A 19,178-nucleotide genomic window follows, 5' to 3' on the forward strand; every position below is an offset into this window, starting at 1 on the left:
ACGGCCCAGCCGTGCCCGTGACCGCTGGACGGCTAAGCCGTGCCGTGAACGCAGAAGGTCAGGGACCGTCGGGGGTGCGCTTGGCGCGACTGGGCTGCACGCGCTTGGGTTCGCCGGGCATCTTCGGGTGGTCCGGCGGGTACGGCAGGTCGCCCTGGCCGGCGGCGGCGTCGCATTCGGCCCATTCGAGCAGCGGGGTGATGTCCCACGGGGCGTCGTCGATGCTGGCGTGCGGGTCGCCGCGCTCGGCGAGCCGGGCCGGGACGCTGCGCAGGTCGAAGTCGTCCGGGTCGACGGTGGGCAGTTCGTCCCAGGTGACCGGGGTGGAGACGGTGGCCCGCGCGTTGGCCCGCAGCGAGTACGCGCAGGCGATCGTGCGGTCTCGCGCCATCTGGTTGAAGTCGACGAAGACCCGGCGGCCGCGCTCCTCCTTCCACCAGGCGGTGGTGACCAGGTCGGGGTGGCGGCGTTCCACCTCCCGGGCGAGCGCGATGGTGGCCCGACGCACCTCGGTGAACGTCCAGCGGGGTTGGATGCGCAGGTAGACGTGCACCCCCCGACCGCCGGAGGTCTTCGGCCAACCGGTGACGCCCAGCTCGTCGAGGAGCGCCCGGAGCTCACCGGCGGCCCGCGCCGCGTCGGCGAAGTCGGTGCCGGGCTGCGGGTCGAGGTCGATGCGCAGCTCGTCGGGCCGGTCGGCGTCGGTGGCGCGCACCGGCCAGGGGTGGAAGACGATGGTGCCCATCTGGGCCGCCCAGGCCACGTGCGCCAGGTCGGCCGGGCACAGCTCGGCCGCGTTCCGGCCGCTCGGGAAGGTGATCTCGGCGGTGGTGACCCAGGGTGGCACCCCCCGGGTGGGCACCCGCTTCTGGAAGAACGCCTCACCCCCGATGCCCTCGGGGAAGCGTTGCAGCGTGGTGGGCCGGTCCCGCAGGGCGCGCATGATGCCGTCGCCGACCGCGAGGTAGTAGTGGAAGACGTCCGCCTTGGTGAACCCCCGCTCGGGGAAGATCACCCGGTCCGGACTGCTCAGCCGTACGCTGTGCCCGGCCACCTCGACCTCGGTGACCGCCGCCTTGGTGCCCGCCATCTCGCGACCATATGCCACGCCCCCGACGTTCGACGTACCGTTGGGGGGTGAGTCTTGACGACAACGAGCTGCCCCGCACCGAGGACGAGTGGCGGGTCCGACTGACCCCCGAGGAGTTCCACGTCCTGCGGGAGCACGGCACCGAACGGCCCTGGGTCGGCGAGTACGTGGACACGAAGACCCAGGGGGTCTACCACTGTCGCGCCTGCGGTCTGGAGCTGTTCTCCAGCGACACCAAGTTCGACTCGCACTGCGGGTGGCCGAGCTTCGACGACGCCATCCCGGGCCGGGTCAAGGAGATCGAGGACCGCAGCCTCGGCATGGCGCGTACGGAGATCCGCTGCGCCCGCTGCGACAGTCACCTCGGGCACGTCTTCCACGGTGAGGGCTTCACCCCGAAGGACACCCGGCACTGCGTCAACTCCATCTCGGTCCGCCTCGAACCCCGCTGAGCGAGGAGCGAGCACCACGGAGCCGGAGAGCCACTCAGGGCGTACCCCCGAGTAGGTCGACCTCGGCGGTCCGGGACTGCTCGATCCGCCGGGCCAGGTCGCGGACCCGCTCGTTGCGGCCGACGCCGACCTGGGCCCGGGCCAGGTCGGCGGCCGACCGCTGGTGGTCGGCGAGCACCTCGCGCAGCACCCGGTCGACGTCCGGGGCGGGCGCGTTCCGCAGCCGGTCGAGCGCCGCGTCGTCGCCGTGCCCCTCGTGATGGTGCGCGGCGGCGCTGGCGCCGGGCCCGGTGGTGGGCAGCCAGCCCCGCATGGCGACCAGCTCGTCGGTCTCGGTGGCCTCGATGGCGGCGGCCAGGGTGCGCAGCGCGTCGTCGCGCACCCGGTCCCGGGACGACCGCACGATCTGCAGTGTGCGTTCGCTGTGCCCGACCATGGTGCTGAGAAACACCAGGTCGATGCCGCTCATCTCACCAACGGAGGCCGAACCCACGGCGGCCGAACCGGCGACCGTGGAACCGGCCGGGGGCGCGGGGGCCGGTTGCGGCCCGCCCGGGTCGGGTGACCCGGCGCAGGCGCTGGTGAGCAGCAGGGCCGCGAGCACCGACACCAGAGGGGTACGGGGCATGCCGGTGCTCCGTTCACGCGGGGGCGGCGACGGGTGCGACCCGAGGGGCCGCACCCGCACTGTCAGACCTGTTGCCAGAGCGCCGGTACGTTCGGCGGCTCCCAGCCGGGAATGGCGGTGTGCGCCTGCCGGCAGCGGTAGGTGGCTCCGCCGTAGGTGACCTGGTCGCCGACCTGGTACGCCCGGCCGCTCGCCCAGGTGCCGCCCTGCGCGGGCGGAGTCGTCGGCGTGGGGGTCGGGGTGGGTCGTGGGGTGGCCGTCGGGGTCGGTGTGGGGGTCGGGTTCGAGCCTCCGCCGCCGATCTGCACGTCGATGCAGGAGTAGAAGGCGTTCGCCGTGTCGGAGATGTTCCACACCGCGAGGATCTTCTGCCGACCGGTGAAGCCACCGAGGTTGACGGTGTGCGAGACGGTGGCACCGGGCTGCTGGCCGTTGCCGTTCACCACGCCGACGCGGGTGTTGCCGATCCAGTACTCCCAGTTGGCGGTGGCGTGCCGGGCGGTGTTCACCCAGGTGAAGGTCAGCGAGCTGCCGACCGAGGTGGCCGGCCAGCCCCGACTGTCGTCGTTGAGGACGGCGAAGCCGGAGATTCCGGCGTTGCAGCTGCGCAGGCCCTTGGGGCCTTCGACGCTCTGCGGCTCGTACTTGATCTGCCCGCAGTCGGGGACCCGGCCCTGCGCGCAGAGCGCCTGCCGGCTCGGTGGGGCGGAGACGTAGCCGTGGGCCTGCGCGGGGGCTGCGACGGTGAGGGTGGCGGCGACGGCACCTGCCGCCACCAGCGGGACGGTGATTCTTCGACGCATGGGGCAGCTCCTTCTCCGGGGTCCGGTGGGTGCCCTCAAGGTAATTTAAACATTGTTAACAGTAAAGACTCCCATCAATAAATACATCGATGGTGGCAGTTTTCGTCGTCAGAGGCGGAGCAGGCTGCCCCGATCGTCGACCTGGTCGGCCGTCTCGTCGTCCAGCCAGACGCCACCGGTGGCGAGATAGCGGAACCGGTACTCGCCCGGCGGCAACTTCACGGTCACCGTCCGGGTGCCGTCGCGGCGGGCCACCAGCTCGTGCCGGCCGGGCTCCCAGCCGTTGAAGCAACCGACGACGCTCACCGGCCCGGGCGGGGCGTCCCGGGGCAGACAGAAGGTCACCCGGGTCTGGTTGCCGAAGAGTTTGTTGCGCTTGATCACGTGATCCTCCGGGGGTCGCGGCGGTTCACCCGGCATAACGGACAACACGCCGAGGCCGACACGCCGCCCACCGGCCCGAACATCGACAATCCGCCACCCGACGCACCGGAGGAAGAGCAACCTGTAGACACATGTCCTGATATGGGGGTTTCTCGTGGCAACCTGCGAGGTCTGCGGCAACGACTACTGGATGGCGTTCGAGGTGCGCACCGTGAGCGGCGACGTACACACCTTCGACTCGTTCGAATGCGCGATCCACCGGATGGCACCGATCTGCGAGCACTGCCAGATCAAGATCGTCGGGCACGGCGTCGAGGTCAACGGCCGCTTCTTCTGCTGCGGCCACTGCGCCCGCGCCGTCGAGGGCGAGGTCGGCGCCGAGATCCGCGACGCCGTCGGGGCACGCCCGGCCTGACCGCGCCAACCCGTACCGCCCGCCCTCCTGCGGTACGGTCGTCGCCATGCGGCCACTGCTCGGCGTCCTCCCCCCGCCGCGCTCCTGAACGGAGCGCCGCGCTCTCGCCGACCGGGTGACTGACCCCGTCGGCCGTCCCGCCGTACGCGCTCCGTCGACGTCGTCCCCGTCAACGGCTCACCCTCGGAGCGCCCTCGTGTCCCTTTCCCGAACCACGCGCCCGGCCGCCCCGGCGCCGGTCGTCCACCAGGCCCGCACCGGCCTGATCCAGATCACCGTCACCGGCATGCTGTGGGGCACCACCGGTGTGGCGGTGCAACTCCTGCGCGACAGCACCGGACTCAGCCCGGTGAGCATCGGCTTCCACCGCCTCGCCATCGCCGCGCTCGTCCTCCTGGCGTGCACCGCCGGTCGACTCCGCACGGTCCTGGCCGCCCTGCGCGCGGCACCCGTACCGCTGCTGCTCACCGGCGTCGGCCTCGGCCTGTACCAGGCGCTCTACTTCGCCGCCGTGGCGTGGGCCGGCGTCAGCGTGGCCACCGTCGTCAGCCTGGGCGTGGCCCCGGTGCTCGCCGCCGCCTGGGAGTCGGCACGCGCCCGCCAGATCCCCGGCCCGGTGCGACTCGGCACGCTGGTCGCGGCCGTCACCGGTCTCGTCCTGATCACCACCGCCACGGCGGACCCCGGCGCGGCGGCACCCGCACCGCTGCTCGGCCTGCTCGCGGCGGCGGGATCCGGCCTCGGGTACGCGGTGACCACACTGATCAGCCGGCACGCGTCGCAGCACACCACGCCGATGACGCTGACCACCATCTCCACGGTGGTCGGCGCGCTCACCCTGGCACCGTTCGCCCTGGTGTCCGGAATCGGCGTGCCGGTACGCCCCGACACCGTGGCGCTGCTGCTGCACCTCGGCGTGATCACCACAGCGGTGGCGTACGCGTTGTTCTACGCCGGGCTGCGCACCACAGCGGGAAGCGTGGCCGCTGTCCTGACCCTGCTCGAACCGCTCACCGCCGCGGTGCTGGCGGTGACACTGCTGCACGAGCCGCTGCCGCTGCCGGTGGTCGTCGGCGGCGCCCTGCTGCTCAGCGCCGTGGCCGCCACCTACCTGGCACCTCGGACGAGCACCGCGTGAGGCGGCCTAGGATCGTCGGGTGCCCTCGCAGACCACCGACATCCGGACGGCCGCCTTCGCCGACCTGGACACCCGCACCTTCCACGACCTGCTCAAGCTGCGCATCGACGTGTTCGTGGTGGAGCAGAACTGCCCGTACCCGGAACTCGACGGTCGCGACGTCGAGCCGGGCACGCGGCATCTCTGGCTGACCGACGGCGGCGCGCCTCTGGCGTACCTGCGGATCCTGGCCGACCCGGACGGCACCGCCCGGATCGGTCGGGTGGTGGTGGCACCGGAGGCGCGCGGCGGCGGGCACGCCGGCCGGCTGATGACCGCGGCCCTGGAGGCGGTGGGCGACCGGCCCAGCGTGCTGGAAGCCCAGTCGCACCTGGTCGGGTTCTACGGCCGGCACGGCTTCACGGTCAGCGGCCCGGAGTACGTCGAGGACGGCATCCCGCACACGCCGATGCGGCGTGCCGCGCGGCCCGCGCCGACGACGTCGACCATTGACGCCTGACGATCGAGCTGGCATGGTGCCGGGTAGAGCCATCGCAGGAGCCAGCGAGTAGGCGCGGGAGTGGGCAACTCCCGTCGGTCCGGGTGTCGTCGTCCGACCTCATCCCCCCGGGGGCTCCATGTCCACTTTCATCCGATCACGGCGCGCGTTCTTGTTGTTCGCCGTCGTGACGGCCGCCGTGCTCCTGTTGACCACAGCGCTGACCACGATCGTGGCTCAGCCCGCCTCCGCGCACGGCTCGGTCGTCGACCCGGCCTCGCGCAACTACAGCTGCTGGCAGCGCTGGGGTGGCGACTTCCAGAACCCTCGGATGGCCACCGAGGACCCGATGTGCTGGCAGGCCTGGCAGGCCGACCCGGCCGCCATGTGGAACTGGAACGGCCTGTTCCGGGAGGGCGTGGGCGGCAACCACCAGGCCGCCGTCCCCGACGGTCAGCTGTGCAGCGGCGGCCGCACCCAGAGCCCCCGCTACAACTCTCTGGACACCGTCGGCGCCTGGAAGACCACGGCGGTGTCGAACAACTTCCGGCTCCGCTTCTTCGACCAGGCCAGTCACGGCGCCGACTACATCCGGGTGTACGTGACCAAGCAGGGCTTCAACGCGGCCACCCAACCGCTCGGCTGGGGCAACCTGGAGCTGGCCGGCCAGATCGGCAACACCCCGGCCTCGCAGTGGGACAAGGACACCGGCGGCGTCTCGATCCAGATCCCGGTCAGCGCGCCCGGACGCACCGGACGGCACATCGTCTACACCGTCTGGCAGGCCAGCCACTTCGACCAGTCGTACTACCTGTGCAGCGACGTCGACTTCGGCGGGGGAACGAGCACGCCGCCGCCGACCACGCCCCCGCCGACCACCCCACCGCCCACGACTCCCCCGCCCACCACCCCGCCCCCGACGACGCCGCCCCCGGCCGGGGCGTGCACGGCTACCTACCAGGTCACCGGCCAGTGGTCCGGCGGCTTCCAGGGTGAGGTGAAGGTGACCGCTGGTGATTCACCGACCCGAGGCTGGTCGGTGAACTGGAACTACGGCAACGGCCAACAGGTCACCTCGTCCTGGAACGCCACCGTCAGCACCAGCGGCACGCAGGTCACGGCACGTAACGCCAACCACAACGGCAGTCTTGCCGCCGGAGCGAGCACCACCTTCGGGTTCCTCGGCTCGTGGAACGGCAGCAACCCGGTTCCGCTGGTCACCTGCACGACGACCAGTTGATCCCCGGCCGGCGCCGCACCCGGGCGGGGGTGCGGCGCCGGACGGCGGGACTCGGACGAGACGGTCGACTCAGACCAGGCAGTTGACGATCTCCGCCACCGAGCGGCGGCGGCCCGTGTAGAACGGGACCTCTTCGCGGACGTGCCGGCGTGCGCCGGACGCGCGCAGGTCCCGCATCAGGTCCACGATCCGGTGCAGCTCGTCGGCCTCGAAGGCGAGCATCCACTCGTAGTCGCCCAGCGCGAACGAGGCCACCGTGTTGGCCCGTACGTCGGGGTAGCCCCGGGCCATCTTCCCGTGCTCGGCGAGCATCTCGCGCCGCTCGGCGTCGGGCAGCAGGTACCACTCGTACGAGCGGACGAACGGGTACACGCAGATGTAGGGGCGGGCCTCCTCGCCGGCCAGGAACGCCGGGATGTGGCTCTTGTTGAACTCCGCCGGCCGGTGCAACGCCATCTGCGACCAGACCGGGGTCATCGCCCGACCCAGCGTGGTGCGACGGAACCGCAGGTACGCGTCCTGCAACGCGTCGCTGGACGCCGAGTGCCACCAGATCATCACGTCCGCGTCGGCGCGTAGACCGGAGAGGTCGTACACGCCCCGGACCACCACGTCCTTGCCGGCCAGCTCGTCGAAGAGGGCGACGACCTCGCCGGTGACGTTGTCCCGCAGCGACGGCAGCGGGCTGCTGGCCCGGAACACCGACCACATGGTGTAGCGGATGCTGTCGTTCAGCTCCCGCAACCGGGCCGCGTTGGTCTGCTCGGTCATCTCGCCGATCCTCCCAGTGCTGTGATGATCTCCTCGGCCGCGGTCTCGCCGGAGCGGACGCAGACCGGGATGCCGACGCCGTCGTAGCCGGCGCCCGCGAGGGTCACTGTGGGGTACGCGGCCCGCAACGCCGCGCGTGCGGCGCCGACCCTACCGGCGTGCCCCGGGGCGTACTGGGGCAGCGCACCGCCCCACCGCTGCACGTGCCCGTCGACCGGGGCGGGCAGCGGGGTGCCGAGCACCGCCGACAACTCCCGGTGCACGGTGGCCGCGAGGTCCGCGTCGGGGCGTTGCAGGTGCGCCTCCTCGCCGTACCGGCCGACCGAGGCGCGCAGCAACGCCACACCGTCCGGCCGGCGCAGGTGCCCCCACTTGGTGGTGAAGAACGTCGCGGCCTTGGTCAGCAGACCCTCGGTGCTGGGCACCAGGAAGCCGGACAGCTCGGGCAGTCGGGGTTGCGGCACCGCCAGGGTCACCAACGCGACGCTCGCGTAGTCGAGTTTCCCGACGGCCGCGGCGGCCTCCGGGGCCGGGCCGGCGAGCAGCCGCGCCGCCGGCCGGGCCGGCACCGCCAACACCACGGCGTCCACGTCCACGAACTCGGGGGCGCGGGTCGGGCCGACGGTGAGCCGCCAGCCGGAGCCGGCCGGGGTCACCTCGCGCACCGCCGCGTCGCGCCGGATCGTCGCGCCGCTGGCCGCCACCGCCGCCTCGACGAGGGTGCTCAGCCCACCGACCAGGGTGCCGAAGACGGGAGCGCCGGGTGCCCGTGGCGCAGCGGCCTGGGCGGCCCGGACGGCGCCGGTCAGGGTGTGCTCCACCCGGGCCGTGCGAGCCAGCGCCGGCATCGTGGTGACCAGGGACAGGTCGTCGGCGCGGCCCGCGTACACACCGCCGAGCATCGGGTCGACCAGCCGCTCGACCACCTCGTCGCCGAAGCGGGACCGGACCAGCGCACCCACCGACACGTCCACGTCGGGACCGATCAGCGGCCGGCCACCGTCGGTGTCGGCGTCCGCGAGCGGGCGGGCGACAGTCGTCACCCGATCCAGATCCCCGGGTACGCCCACCAGCGTGCCGCCCGGGATGGGGCGCAGCCCCCCGTCGACCACGAGCGCCGCCTGCCCCACGGTGGGGTGCACGATCTTCTCGGCCAGCCCGAGCCGGCGGACCAGGGCCACCGCCGCGCTCTCGGCGCCCGTCGGGTCGCGCATCAGGAACGACTCGGCGCCGAACTCCACCGGCTGGCCGGCCAACGCACCGGTGCGCAGCTTGCCGCCCAACGCGCCGGACTGCTCGTACACAGTGATCTCGGTGTCGGCCGGCGCGCCGTCGCGCAGGCGGACCGCGGCGGCCAGCCCGGCGATCCCGCCGCCGACCACCGCCACCCGCCAGGGCCGCCGCATCGCCTTCTCAGCCCTGGTCGGCCCGGCGGCTGGACACCTCGTGCACCAGCGCGACCACCCGGGTCAGCACCTCCGGGTCGGTCTCCGGCAGCACCCCGTGGCCGAGGTTGAACACGTGCCCGGGGGCCGCCTTGCCCTGCTCCAGGATCCGGCGCACCTCGGCCTCGACCACCGGCCACGGCGCGAGCAGCACTGTCGGGTCCAGGTTGCCCTGCACCGCCTTGTCCGGGCCGATCCGGCCGGTGGCCACGTCCAGCGGGGTACGCCAGTCGACGCCGACCACGTCCGCGCCGGCCTCGCCCATCGCGCCGAGCAGCTCGGCGGTGCCCACCCCGAAGTGGATGCGCGGCACCCCGGCGTCCTCCAAACCGCTCAGCACCGCCGTCGAGTGCGGTAGCACGAAACGGCGGTAGTCGGCCTCGGAGAGGGCACCCGCCCACGAGTCGAAGAGCTGCACGGCCGACACGCCCGCGTCGATCTGCACCCGCAGGAAGGCCAGTGTCACCTCGGCCAGCCGGCCGCAGAGCGCGTGCCACAGGTCCGGGTCGCCGTACATCAGGGCCTTGGTCTTCGCGTGGGTCCGCGACGGACCGCCCTCGACCAGGTAGCTGGCCAGGGTGAACGGCGCGCCGGCGAAACCGATCAGCGGGGTGTCGCCCAGCTCGACCACCAACTGCCGGACGGCCTCGTCGACGTACGACACGTCCTCGCGGGTGATCAGGCGGATCCGCTGCACGTCGGCGGCGCTGCGGATCGGCTCGGCGACGACCGGGCCGGTGCCCGGCACGATGTCCAGGTCGACGCCGGCCGCGGCCACCGGCACCACGATGTCGCTGAACAGGATCGCCGCGTCCACGCCGTGCCGACGCACCGGCTGGAGGGTGATCTCGGTGACCAGGTCCGGACGGCGGCACGACTCCAGCATCGGCACGGTCGCCCGGATCTCCCGGTACTCCGGCAGGGAGCGGCCGGCCTGGCGCATGAACCAGACCGGGGTGTGCGGCCCGGGCCGACGTCGGCAGGCCCTGATGAAGGGCGAGTCGGCCGGTCCGCCGGGGCGGGATTCTCCGTCTCGGGCGACAGTGCCCGTGGTGTCCGTGGTCATCGCCGCAATCGTGCCACGCCCACCACCGCAAACCGGGTGGGGGTGAGAGGAAGGGCACCGTTCCTTACCCCCGGTGCCCTTCATGAGCGTCGGCGCGCCGTCGAAGCGGGCGACGGACGGCGGCATAGGCTGCCGACATGGCCCCCCCGATCGCGCTCCCGGAAGCGTTCGCCCGCGCGGTCGCCGGGCTGCGATCGGCGACGCCCCGCCCGGAGATCACTCTTGAGGAGGTCGGGGCGCCCCAACGACTCGCTCCGTACGCGTTCGCGCTCGCCGCGACGGTGCTGCGCGACGGCGACGAGGTGGCGACCGGGCGGCTGATCCTGCTGCACGACCCGGCTGGGCACGAGGCGTGGCAGGGCACCCTGCGGTTGGTCACCTACGTGACCGCCGAGTTGGAGGTCGACCTGGCCGCCGACCCGTTGCTGCCCGGGGTCGGCTGGACGTGGCTGACCGACGCGTTGGACGCCCAGGACGCCGGCCACCGGGCTATCGGTGGCACCGTCACGCAGACCATGTCGACCCGGTTCGGTGACCTCGCCGGCCCGCCGACCGTCGGTGACATCGAGATCCGCGCCTCCTGGACGCCGGTCGACGACGACCTCACCGCGCACCTGCTCGGCTGGTGCGCCCTCCTCGCCGACACCGCCGGCCTCCCCCCACCCGGTGTGACAGCCCTGTCCGACCGGCGCCCCGCCGGCGCCGCCTAGCCCCTCCCCCACCCTCCTGCGGGTCGATCATGGAGTTGGGGTGGGCGGTTTACCCGTCGAAGCGGCTTTTGTGAGGCAGCACAACTCCATCATCGACCGTGTCGAGACGGGCGCGCGCGGACATCCTTTGGACACGTGATCGACACACGCCGGACCGGCTGCACCCGCTCGATCTCCACGCGCACTAGGGTTGGCAGGTGACCGACGAACCACCCCTGCGCCGTCGGCCCGCCGAAGACCTTCCGGGAAACGCACCCGAGCACCCGCCGTCGGCCCCGCCGCAGCTGGTGGGCGAGGGCGCCGACCCGGCCGACGGTGGGCCCGTTCCGCTGACCGCCCCGCGTGACGGCACTCCCGAACCGGTGGCCACCCCGGCCGAGCTCGCCGAGGTGGTGGCCCGCTTCGCGGCCGGCACCGGCCCGGTCGCCCTGGACGCCGAGCGTGCCTCCGGTTACCGCTACAGCCAACGCGCGTACCTGGTGCAGCTCCGCCGCGCCGGTGCGGGCACCGCACTGATCGACCCGCTGCCGCTGCCGGACCTCAGCACGCTGGACGCCGCGATCGGCGAGGCCGAGTGGGTGCTCCACGCGGCCAGCCAGGACCTGCCCTGCCTGGCCGAGGTGGGGTTGCGCCCACGCCGACTGTTCGACACCGAGCTGGCCGCCCGGCTGGCCGGGTTCGAGCGGGTCGGGCTGGCCGCGCTCACCGAGCAGTTGCTCGGGTTCACGCTGGAGAAGCACCATTCGGCCGCCGACTGGTCGAGCCGGCCGCTGCCCGAGTCGTGGTTGACGTACGCCGCTCTCGACGTGGAGCTGCTCACCGACCTGCGCGACGCGCTCGACGCCGAGTTGACCCGGCAGGGCAAGTCGGCCTGGGCCGCGGAGGAGTTCGCCGCGTTGGTCCGCACCGGGGCGCGCCCGCCGCGGGTACGCGCGGAGCCGTGGCGGCGCACCTCCGGCATCCACCGGCTGCGCGGGGCGCGGGCCCAGGCCCGGGTGCGCTCGATGTGGTACGCCCGGGACCAGATCGCGGCCCGGCGGGATGCCGCCCCCGGTCGGGTGTTGCCCGACTCGGCGATCATCGCCGCCGCCGAGTTGGACCCGAAGGACGAGAAGACTCTGCTGACCCTGCCCGGTTTCGGCGGGCGGTCGGTGCGTCGCTTGGCCCGCACCTGGCTCGCCGCTCTCGACGACGCCCGGCAGCTCGCGGAGGATTCGCTGCCGGTCTCCCCCACCGTCGAGGGGCCGCCTCCACCGCACCGGTGGGCCGAACGGGACCCGGTGGCGGCCGGCCGGCTGGCCCGGTGCCGGGAGGTGGTCATCCGCATCGCCGGCGAGCACAACCTGCCGCCGGAAAACCTGATCACGCCGGATTCGATTCGCCGGTTGGCCTGGACCCCACCCGAGGTGGTGACCGAGGAGTCGGTAGCGGAAACCCTGCGCGGTCTCAACGCCCGGGAGTGGCAGATCGGTCTACTCATCCATGACCTGACCGAAGCCCTGGACCCCACCCCCTAGGGGGTGGGGACTCCCTGGGGTCACGGTGTGGGGTGGGCCACAGCGGGGGGTCGGGACGGGCTGGTTACTGGCGAGTAGCATTCGGGGGAACGTGCCCGTGTTGGCCGACCCTCGCTCAGTCCGCAGCGCCGCCCCAGCGGCGCGGGGGCCGAATGGTGGTCGAGAAGGAGGCTCAAGTGCCCCGTGAAGTTCGGGATGTCGTCTTCGTCGACGGCGTCCGTACCCCGTTCGGCAAGGCGGGTGGCATGTACGCCAACACCCGCGCCGACGACCTGGTGATCCGCTGCATCCGTGAGCTGTTGCGACGCAACCCGCAGCTGCCCCCGGAGCGCGTCGAGGAGGTCGCCGTCGCGGCCACCACCCAGATCGGCGACCAGGGCCTCACCATCGGCCGCACCGCAGCGCTACTGGCCGGCCTGCCCAAGACCGTTCCCGGCTTCGCCATCGACCGGATGTGCGCCGGCGCGATGACGGCGGTGACCACCGTGGCCAGCGGCATCGCGATGGGCGCGTACGACGTCGCCATCGCCGGGGGCGTCGAGCACATGGGCCGTCACCCGATGGGTGAGGGTGTCGACCCCAACCCGCGCATCATCGCGGAGAAACTGGTCGACCCGTCCGCGCTGGTCATGGGCGCCACCGCGGAGAACCTGCACGACCTGGTCCCGCACATCACCAAGGCACGCACCGACGCGTTCGCGCTCGCCTCGCAGCAGAAGACCGCCAAGGCGTACGCCAACGGCAAGCTCCAGGACGACCTGGTGCCGATGTCGATCCGCGACGCGGAGGGCGGCTGGGGCCTGGCCACCGTGGACGAGGCCCCACGGGACACCTCGCTGGAGAAGCTCGGCACCCTCAAGACCCCGTTCCGCCCGCACGGCAAGGTCACCGCAGGCAACGCGGCGGGCCTGAACGACGGCGCGACCGCGAGCCTGCTCGCCGACGAGGCCACCGCCCGCGAGCTGGGTCTGCCGATCGCCATGCGGCTGGTGTCGTTCGGGTTCGTCGGAGTGGAGCCGGAGGTGATGGGTGTCGGCCCGATCCCGTCCACCGAGAAGGCGCTCCGCCTCGCCGGGCTCACCATCGACGACATCGGCCTGTTCGAGCTGAACGAGGCGTTCGCCGTGCAGGTGCTCGCGTTCCTCGACCACTTCGGCATCGCCGACGACGACGCGCGGGTCAACCCGTGGGGCGGCGCGATCGCCATCGGTCACCCCCTCGCCTCGTCCGGCGTGCGGCTGATGACGCAGTTGGCCCGCCAGTTCGCCGAGCACCCCGAGGTCCGCTACGGCCTCACCGCGATGTGCATCGGCATCGGCATGGGCGGCACTGTCATCTGGGAGAACCCGGCCTGGGAGGGCGGCGACAAGTGAGCGCGAGGAGTGAGTCGGGCCTGCGAGCCCCGCAGTCGCGAACCGAAGGTGGCACAGTGAAGGCACCGAACGAGGTCGTCACCCGGGCGCTGCTGCGTCAGGTGAACGTGCCCGGCCTGGACCGGCCCGCCGCCCTGATCACCCTGGACAACGGCTTCGACCACACGAAGCCGAACACCTTCGGCCCCGGCGGGTTGGCCAGCCTCGACGAGGCGATCACCGCCGCGCTCGCCGCCGACCCGGCGTTCATCGCGGTGACCGGCAAGCCGTACATCTTCTGTGTGGGCGCGGACATCGTCGGCCTGCCGCAGCTGGCCGACCGGGAGCAGGCGCTGGAGATCGGCCGGCTCGGTCACCGGGTCTTCGCCCGACTCAAGGACAGCACCGTGCCCACGTTCGCGTTCGTCAACGGCGCGGCGATGGGCGGCGGCCTGGAGTTGGCCCTGCACTGCCACTACCGCACGCTGTCCGGTGGGGCTGCGGCGCTGGCCCTGCCCGAGGTCTCCCTCGGCCTGGTGCCGGGCTGGGGCGGCACGCAGCTGCTGCCGAACCTGATCGGCATCCCCGCCGCCACCCAGGTGATCATCCAGAACCCGCTGATGCAGAACAAGATGCTCAAGCCGAAGCAGGCCGCCGAGCTGGGCATCGCGGACATCCTGTTGGAGCCGGCCGACTTCCTGGAGCGGTCCCTCGAATGGGCCGCAGGGGTGGTCCGGGGTCAGGTCACGGTGACCCGGCCCGAGGTCGACAAGGACATGTGGGCGGGCGTGCTCTACTTCGCCCGGGAGACCCTCAACCAGCGGCTACACGGCGCGGTTCCGGCCGCGTACAAGGCTCTGGACCTGCTGGAGACGGCCAAGGACGGCGACTTCGCCGCCGGCACCGCCGCCGAGGACGAGGCCCTCGCGGACCTGGTCTTCTCCGAGGAGCTACGCAGCTGCCTGTACGCGTTCGACCTGGTGCAGCGGCGGGCCAAGCGGCCGGCCGGCGCGCCGGACAAGGGCCTCGCCCGCACGATCACCAAGGTCGGCATCGTCGGCGCCGGCCTGATGGCCAGCCAGTTGGCGCTGCTGTTCGCCCGCCGCCTCCAGGTGCCGGTGGTGATGACCGACCTCGACCAGTCCCGGGTGGACAAGGGCGTCGGCTACGTGCACACCCAGATCGAGAAGGCCGTCACCAAGGGCCGGATGGACAAGAACACCGCCGCCAAGCTGTACGGCCTGGTCAGCGGCTCGGTCGACAAGAGCGCCTTCGCGGACGCCGATTTCGTCATCGAGGCGGTCTTCGAGGACCTGGGCGTCAAGAAGCAGGTCTGGGCCGAGTTGGAGAAGATCGTCTCCCCGGAGGCGGTGCTGGCCACCAACACCAGTTCGCTGTCGATCACCGAGATGGCCGCCGAGCTGGAGCACCCGGAGCGGGTGGTTGGCTTCCACTTCTTCAACCCGGTGGCGGTGCTGCCGCTGTTGGAGATCGTCCGGGGTGAGCGCACCGACGACGTCACCCTCGCGACCGCGTTCGCGGTGGGCAAGCAGCTCAAGAAGTCGAGCGTGCTGGTGAAGGACGCTCCGGCGTTCGTGGTGAACCGCCTGCTCACCCGGTTCCTGGGCACCGTCTTCGCCGCCGTCGACCAGGGCACCCCGCTGGACGTGGCGAACAGCGCACTGGACCCGCTGGGTCTGCCGATGCGCCCGCTCGCCCTGCTCCAACTGGTCGGGCCGGCCGTCGCGTACCACGTGGGCGGCACCCTTCACGCCGCGTACCCGGACCGGTTCGGGGTCAGCGAGAACCTCAAGCGGATCGCCGACTCGGGGCAGCCGATCGTGGTCGACGACCAGGTCAACGACGAGGTGGCCAAGCTGCTCGTCGTCGGTGACCAGCCGCTGACCGCCGAGCAGGTACGACAGAACGCGCTGGACGCGCTCGCCCAGGAGATCCGACTGATGCTGGACGAGGGTGTGGTCGCCGAGGCGCAGGACATCGACCTGTGCATGATCCTGGGCGCTGGTTGGCCGTTCCACCTGGGTGGTGTCACACCGTACCTGGACCGCACCGGCACGTCCGAGCGGGTCACCGGTCAGCGGTTCCTGCCGCGCGGGGCGGCGAGCCTGCCCGCCTGACCGATCGCCGTACCACCGGTCGCGGTGGTCGGACCGTCCCTCGTGGGCGGCCCGGCCACCGCGACCGTTTGTGATCAGCTCACCGTCGGAGGGTCCTCAAGCAGGGACAACGCCGTGTTCCTCAGCGGGTTACGATCACGCGCTTTTGCACCCCCATCTTGGAGCTGACTGAATGTCCCAGCCGCCGGCCAGTCCCTACGGCCCGCCGCACGATTCCTCCCACCCGCCGCAGCAGCCCGGCCAGCCGGGCCAGCAACAGCCCGGTGGTTGGCCGCCCCCGCAGCAGCAGGGGTTCCCGCCCGCACAGCCGGGTCAGCCGTACGGCGACCCCCACCAGTTCGCGGGCCCGCCGCCGGCTAAGAAGAAGTCGAACGTCGGGAAGATCGTCCTGATCGTGCTGGCCGTGCTGCTGGTGTGCTGCCTCGGCGGCGCGGCGGCCATCTGGTTCACGGTCAAGGACGACGCGGGCGACATCATCGACGCCACCAAGACCCGGCTCGTCGCGCCGGCCACCCTCGCCGGTCGGCCGAAGATCACGGAGCCGGAGTTGCAGGCGGCCGCCGACCAGATGGTCACCGAGATGAAGGCGGAGGTGCAGAACGAGACCAGCACCGTCGGCGCCTTCTACGGCGACCCGGCCAAGCAGGACCTCGTGATGATCGTTGGGGCTTCCGGCCTGTTGACGGACCCGAAGAAGGAGTTGGACGACGCCATCAACGGGCTCTCCACCGAGCTGACGCTGACCAACCTGGCCACCGTCGATCCTGGTCCGCTCGGCGGTGACGCGAAGTGCGGCGACGGCAAGGCCGAGAGCGTTCCGCTGGGCGTCTGCGTGTGGGCCGACCGGGGCAGCCTGGGCATGGTGGTCATCTACTTCAAGACCGCCGAGCAGACGAAGGCCGAGTTCGTCACGATCCGGGGCCAGATCGAGCAGCGTTCCTGACCGTCCACGACCGAGGCCCCGACCACCCGAGGGTGGCCGGGGCCTCGTGCCGACGATCAGGCCGGGTCGTGCTCCTGCGCCGCGGCCCGTGCCGCCGCTGCCGCGGCCCGCTCGGCCTTGTTGCCGAGGACGCAGAACTCGTTGCCCTCCGGGTCGGCGAGCACCACCCACCCGCTACCGGTCGGGCTGACCCGGTCGTCCACGAGGGTCGCGCCGATGCCGAGCAGCCGCTCGACCTCCTCGGCCCGGGTACGGTCGGCGGGTTGCAGGTCGAGGTGCAGCCGATTCTTCACCGTCTTACCCTCGGGCACCGCGATGAACAGCACCTCCGGGCCACCCGGCGGCAGGAGCATCGCCTCCGGGTCGCCGGGGAAGTCGTCGGGCTGTCGGGGGCAGTCGAAGACCTGCGCCCAGAAGCCAGCGAGGGCGTACGTGTCGTGGCAGTCGATGCTGATGTTGTGAATGATCGAACTCACGGGTGTTCCCTCCGTGGTGCTGGATGAGGACGCTCCGCTGCCGGGGGTCAGCCTGCGAAAACCCGGGGTGCGGAGCCAACAACTGAGGACATCGACGCACCCCCCTTCGATCTCGGACTGACGGCGCGATCTTGCCATCGGCCGGACGCCGCACGCAACCCCGTTCAGCCTGCTGTCGACACCGACCCGGACACCGCCGGGGCGTCCGCCGACGGCAGGGTGACGGTCACCTCCAGACCACCCCCGGGCTGCGCGATCACCCGTACCGTCCCGCCGTGCGCCGTGCAGACCGCCCGCACGATCGACAGACCCAGCCCGGAGCCGCGGGCGCCGGTGCGTTCCCGGCCACCACGCCGGAACGGCTCGAACAGCCCCGGCACGTCGGCCTGGTCCACCTCGAAGCCCGTGTTGCCCACCACCAACCAGGACCGGACGCCGTCGGTGCCGGTACGTACCCAGAGCCGGCCGTGCAGGTGGTTGTAGCGGACCGCGTTCTCGATGAGGTTCCCGGCCAGCCGGTCGAGCAACCCCGGATCACCGACGACCGGCGCGGACTCCAGTGACGTCTGCACCCGCAGGCCGATCCGTTCCACCTCGCGGCGCATCGCCGACAACGCGTTGACGGTGCCGGCGGCGAGATCACACTCGGTCCGCCGACCCAGTTGCCGCCCGGCCTGCGCCTCGCTGCGGGCCAGCACCAGCAGCGCGTCCACCAGGCCGTTGGCGCGTTCCGAGGCGTCCCGGACCACTGTCGCCATCCGACGGTACTCGGCGGCGTCCGCGTCGTCGTCGCTGAGCGTCACGTCGATCTCGGTCCGCATCACGGCGAGCGGGGTACGCAGCTCGTGCGAGGCGTTCGCCACGAAACGTTTCTGCGCCTCGAAGGCGGACGCGATCCGGTCCAACATGGCGTCGAACGTCTTGGCCAGCTCGGCCACCTCGTCGTCGGCGCCCGAGTAGCCGATCCGCTGGTCCAGCGTCGCCTCACCGAGCCGCTGCGCGGTCGCGGTGACCTGGTGCAACGGACGCAGCGCCCGACCGGCCACGGCGTACGCTCCGGCCACCCCGACGACGCTCACCGCCAGCAGCGCGACCAGGCCCTTCGCCAGCAGCTCCCCGGAGGCGGCGTCGACGAGTTGCCGCTGCCACTGTGCGGCGTCCATCGACTTTCCGTCGGCGAGCACCACTGTCGTGCCGGGCAGCAACTCGTCGGTGGGGCGCAGCGCGTCCCGGACCAGCAGCCACGCCAGCAGCACCAGGATCGCCCCCGCGCCGACCAGCAGCACCCCGTTGAGCAGTGTCAGCCGCAGTCGCAGGGTGGGCCGCAACCGGCGGCTCATGCGCTCACCTCGGCGGTGCGGTAACCCGCGCCGACCACCGTCTCGATCAGCGGTGGGTCCCCGAGTTTCTTGCGCAGCGTCATCACGGTCACCCGGACGATCGTGGTGAACGGGTCGGTGTTGGCGTCCCACACCCGTTCCAGCAGCTCCTCGCTGGAGACCACCGCGCCGCGAGCCTTGAGCAGCTCGCTGAGCACCCCGAACTCCTTGTTGGTGAGGTCGACAGGCACGCCGGCGCGGGTGGCCACCCGACGGGCCGGGTCGAGCACCAGGTCGGCCAGTTCGAGCACCGGCGGCGCGGCCGGGGTGGCCCGCCGGCCCAACGCCTGCACCCGGGCGACCAACTCGTCGAAGGCGAACGGTTTGGGCAGGTAGTCGTCCGCGCCGAGCTGCAACCCCTCCACCCGGTCCGCCACCGTGCCACTCGCGGTGAGCATCAGCACCCGGGTCAACGCGCCGGAGGCGGCCAGGTCGGCGCAGATCTGGTCACCGTGCACGCCCGGCAGGTCGCGGTCGAGCACCACCACGTCGTACCGCGTGACGAACGCCGCCTCGTGGCCGGCGTCGCCGTCGTACGCCACGTCGACGGCCATCCCCCGCTTGCGCAACCCGCGCGCGATCGCGTCGGCGAGGTTGCGCTCGTCCTCGACCACCAGTACCCGCATCCCGGCCTCCTCGCTGCTGACCACCGACAACCTAGTGCCGGCCGGCAACCATCGTCCCTCGCCGCCCGCGCCGGTCGGCGTTGCGGGCCCGGCCGGCGTACGCGATGCTGTCCGGCGGCACCGAGCG

At 72.2% G+C, this 19,178-nt stretch carries 20 protein-coding genes; 10 read left to right on the forward strand and 10 right to left on the reverse strand.

The features are described 5' to 3' along the window. Positions 1-58 precede the first annotated feature (58 nt). A complete protein-coding gene (gene ligD, locus O3438_RS14295; RefSeq protein WP_269680443.1) occupies positions 59-1,090 on the reverse strand; it encodes a non-homologous end-joining DNA ligase in 1,032 nt (343 codons plus the stop codon). A 47-nt stretch (positions 1,091-1,137) separates the two neighbouring features. On the opposite strand from ligD, the gene msrB reads away from it, so the two are divergent. After that, complete coding sequence (gene msrB, locus O3438_RS14300; protein ID WP_145784865.1) at positions 1,138-1,542, forward strand: peptide-methionine (R)-S-oxide reductase MsrB; 405 nt, start codon at positions 1,138-1,140, stop codon at positions 1,540-1,542. A 34-nt stretch (positions 1,543-1,576) separates the two neighbouring features. Here the strand turns inward: msrB and O3438_RS14305 are convergent, their stop codons facing one another. From O3438_RS14305 to O3438_RS14315, 3 genes are all read right to left on the reverse strand, one after another. Further along, complete coding sequence (locus O3438_RS14305) at positions 1,577-2,170, reverse strand: DUF305 domain-containing protein (RefSeq protein WP_269680444.1); 594 nt, start codon at positions 2,168-2,170, stop codon at positions 1,577-1,579. A gap of 62 nt (positions 2,171-2,232) precedes the next feature. After that, positions 2,233-2,973, reverse strand: coding sequence for a lytic polysaccharide monooxygenase (locus O3438_RS14310; protein WP_269680445.1), 741 nt, complete (start codon positions 2,971-2,973; stop codon positions 2,233-2,235). A 108-nt stretch (positions 2,974-3,081) separates the two neighbouring features. Beyond that, complete coding sequence (locus O3438_RS14315) at positions 3,082-3,357, reverse strand: isoamylase early set domain-containing protein (protein ID WP_269680446.1); 276 nt, start codon at positions 3,355-3,357, stop codon at positions 3,082-3,084. Between the two features lie 154 nt (positions 3,358-3,511). Between O3438_RS14315 and O3438_RS14320 the strand changes: the two genes are divergently transcribed. The 4 genes from O3438_RS14320 to O3438_RS14335 all read left to right on the forward strand — a co-directional run bounded on the left by O3438_RS14320 (position 3,512) and on the right by O3438_RS14335 (position 6,628). Continuing rightward, positions 3,512-3,772 carry a Prokaryotic metallothionein gene (locus O3438_RS14320; protein WP_088990838.1) on the forward strand — a complete coding sequence of 87 codons (261 nt, stop codon included), beginning with the start codon at positions 3,512-3,514 and terminating at the stop codon, positions 3,770-3,772. A 196-nt stretch (positions 3,773-3,968) separates the two neighbouring features. Next, on the forward strand, positions 3,969-4,910 hold the full coding sequence (locus tag O3438_RS14325; protein WP_269680447.1) for a DMT family transporter: 942 nt from the start codon (positions 3,969-3,971) through the stop codon (positions 4,908-4,910). A 19-nt stretch (positions 4,911-4,929) separates the two neighbouring features. Beyond that, on the forward strand, positions 4,930-5,409 hold the full coding sequence (locus O3438_RS14330) for a GNAT family N-acetyltransferase (protein ID WP_269680448.1): 480 nt from the start codon (positions 4,930-4,932) through the stop codon (positions 5,407-5,409). A gap of 118 nt (positions 5,410-5,527) precedes the next feature. Beyond that, entirely contained in the window at positions 5,528-6,628 is a 1,101-nt protein-coding gene (locus O3438_RS14335; RefSeq protein ID WP_269680449.1) for a lytic polysaccharide monooxygenase auxiliary activity family 9 protein, read from the forward strand. Positions 6,629-6,697: 69 nt separating this feature from the next. Here O3438_RS14335 and hemQ read toward each other — a convergent pair whose 3' ends face one another. Genes hemQ through hemE form a run of 3 tightly spaced genes read right to left on the reverse strand, consistent with a single transcriptional unit; the run spans position 6,698 to position 9,910 of the window. Then, entirely contained in the window at positions 6,698-7,399 is a 702-nt protein-coding gene (gene hemQ / locus O3438_RS14340) for a hydrogen peroxide-dependent heme synthase (protein ID WP_088990842.1), read from the reverse strand. Next, the gene (gene hemG, locus O3438_RS14345; RefSeq protein ID WP_269680450.1) at positions 7,396-8,805 is read right to left on the reverse strand and encodes a protoporphyrinogen oxidase; all 1,410 of its coding nucleotides are present in this window, start codon (positions 8,803-8,805) and stop codon (positions 7,396-7,398) included. The genes hemQ and hemG overlap by 4 nt, the downstream gene beginning before the upstream one ends. A gap of 7 nt (positions 8,806-8,812) precedes the next feature. Continuing rightward, entirely contained in the window at positions 8,813-9,910 is a 1,098-nt protein-coding gene (gene hemE / locus O3438_RS14350) for a uroporphyrinogen decarboxylase (RefSeq protein WP_269680451.1), read from the reverse strand. 137 nt (positions 9,911-10,047) lie between these two features. On the opposite strand from hemE, the gene O3438_RS14355 reads away from it, so the two are divergent. The 5 genes from O3438_RS14355 to O3438_RS14375 all read left to right on the forward strand — a co-directional run bounded on the left by O3438_RS14355 (position 10,048) and on the right by O3438_RS14375 (position 16,570). Next, positions 10,048-10,620 carry a DUF3000 domain-containing protein gene (locus O3438_RS14355; protein ID WP_088990845.1) on the forward strand — a complete coding sequence of 191 codons (573 nt, stop codon included), beginning with the start codon at positions 10,048-10,050 and terminating at the stop codon, positions 10,618-10,620. Between the two features lie 197 nt (positions 10,621-10,817). Then, a complete protein-coding gene (locus O3438_RS14360; protein WP_269680452.1) occupies positions 10,818-12,137 on the forward strand; it encodes a ribonuclease D in 1,320 nt (439 codons plus the stop codon). A 176-nt stretch (positions 12,138-12,313) separates the two neighbouring features. After that, the gene (locus O3438_RS14365; protein WP_269680453.1) at positions 12,314-13,510 is read left to right on the forward strand and encodes a thiolase family protein; all 1,197 of its coding nucleotides are present in this window, start codon (positions 12,314-12,316) and stop codon (positions 13,508-13,510) included. Positions 13,511-13,530: 20 nt separating this feature from the next. Beyond that, positions 13,531-15,627: a 3-hydroxyacyl-CoA dehydrogenase NAD-binding domain-containing protein gene (locus O3438_RS14370; protein ID WP_269683645.1), complete on the forward strand. Its 2,097-nt coding sequence runs from the start codon at positions 13,531-13,533 to the stop codon at positions 15,625-15,627. 172 nt (positions 15,628-15,799) lie between these two features. Further along, positions 15,800-16,570, forward strand: a complete 771-nt coding sequence (locus O3438_RS14375; protein WP_269680454.1) for a hypothetical protein — start codon at positions 15,800-15,802, stop codon at positions 16,568-16,570. Between the two features lie 56 nt (positions 16,571-16,626). On the opposite strand, the gene O3438_RS14380 is transcribed toward O3438_RS14375, so the two are convergent. The 3 genes from O3438_RS14380 to O3438_RS14390 form a co-directional block, all read right to left on the reverse strand. Further along, a complete protein-coding gene (locus O3438_RS14380) occupies positions 16,627-17,046 on the reverse strand; it encodes a VOC family protein (protein ID WP_269680455.1) in 420 nt (139 codons plus the stop codon). A gap of 164 nt (positions 17,047-17,210) precedes the next feature. Further along, entirely contained in the window at positions 17,211-18,386 is a 1,176-nt protein-coding gene (locus tag O3438_RS14385; RefSeq protein WP_269680456.1) for a sensor histidine kinase, read from the reverse strand. Beyond that, positions 18,383-19,051 carry a response regulator transcription factor gene (locus tag O3438_RS14390; RefSeq protein ID WP_139586209.1) on the reverse strand — a complete coding sequence of 223 codons (669 nt, stop codon included), beginning with the start codon at positions 19,049-19,051 and terminating at the stop codon, positions 18,383-18,385. The genes O3438_RS14385 and O3438_RS14390 overlap by 4 nt, the downstream gene beginning before the upstream one ends. Positions 19,052-19,178: the final 127 nt, after the last annotated feature.

This window comes from Micromonospora sp. WMMC250 (assembly GCF_027460215.1).
In the GTDB taxonomy this organism is placed as follows: Bacteria; Actinomycetota; Actinomycetes; order Mycobacteriales; family Micromonosporaceae; genus Micromonospora; species Micromonospora taraxaci.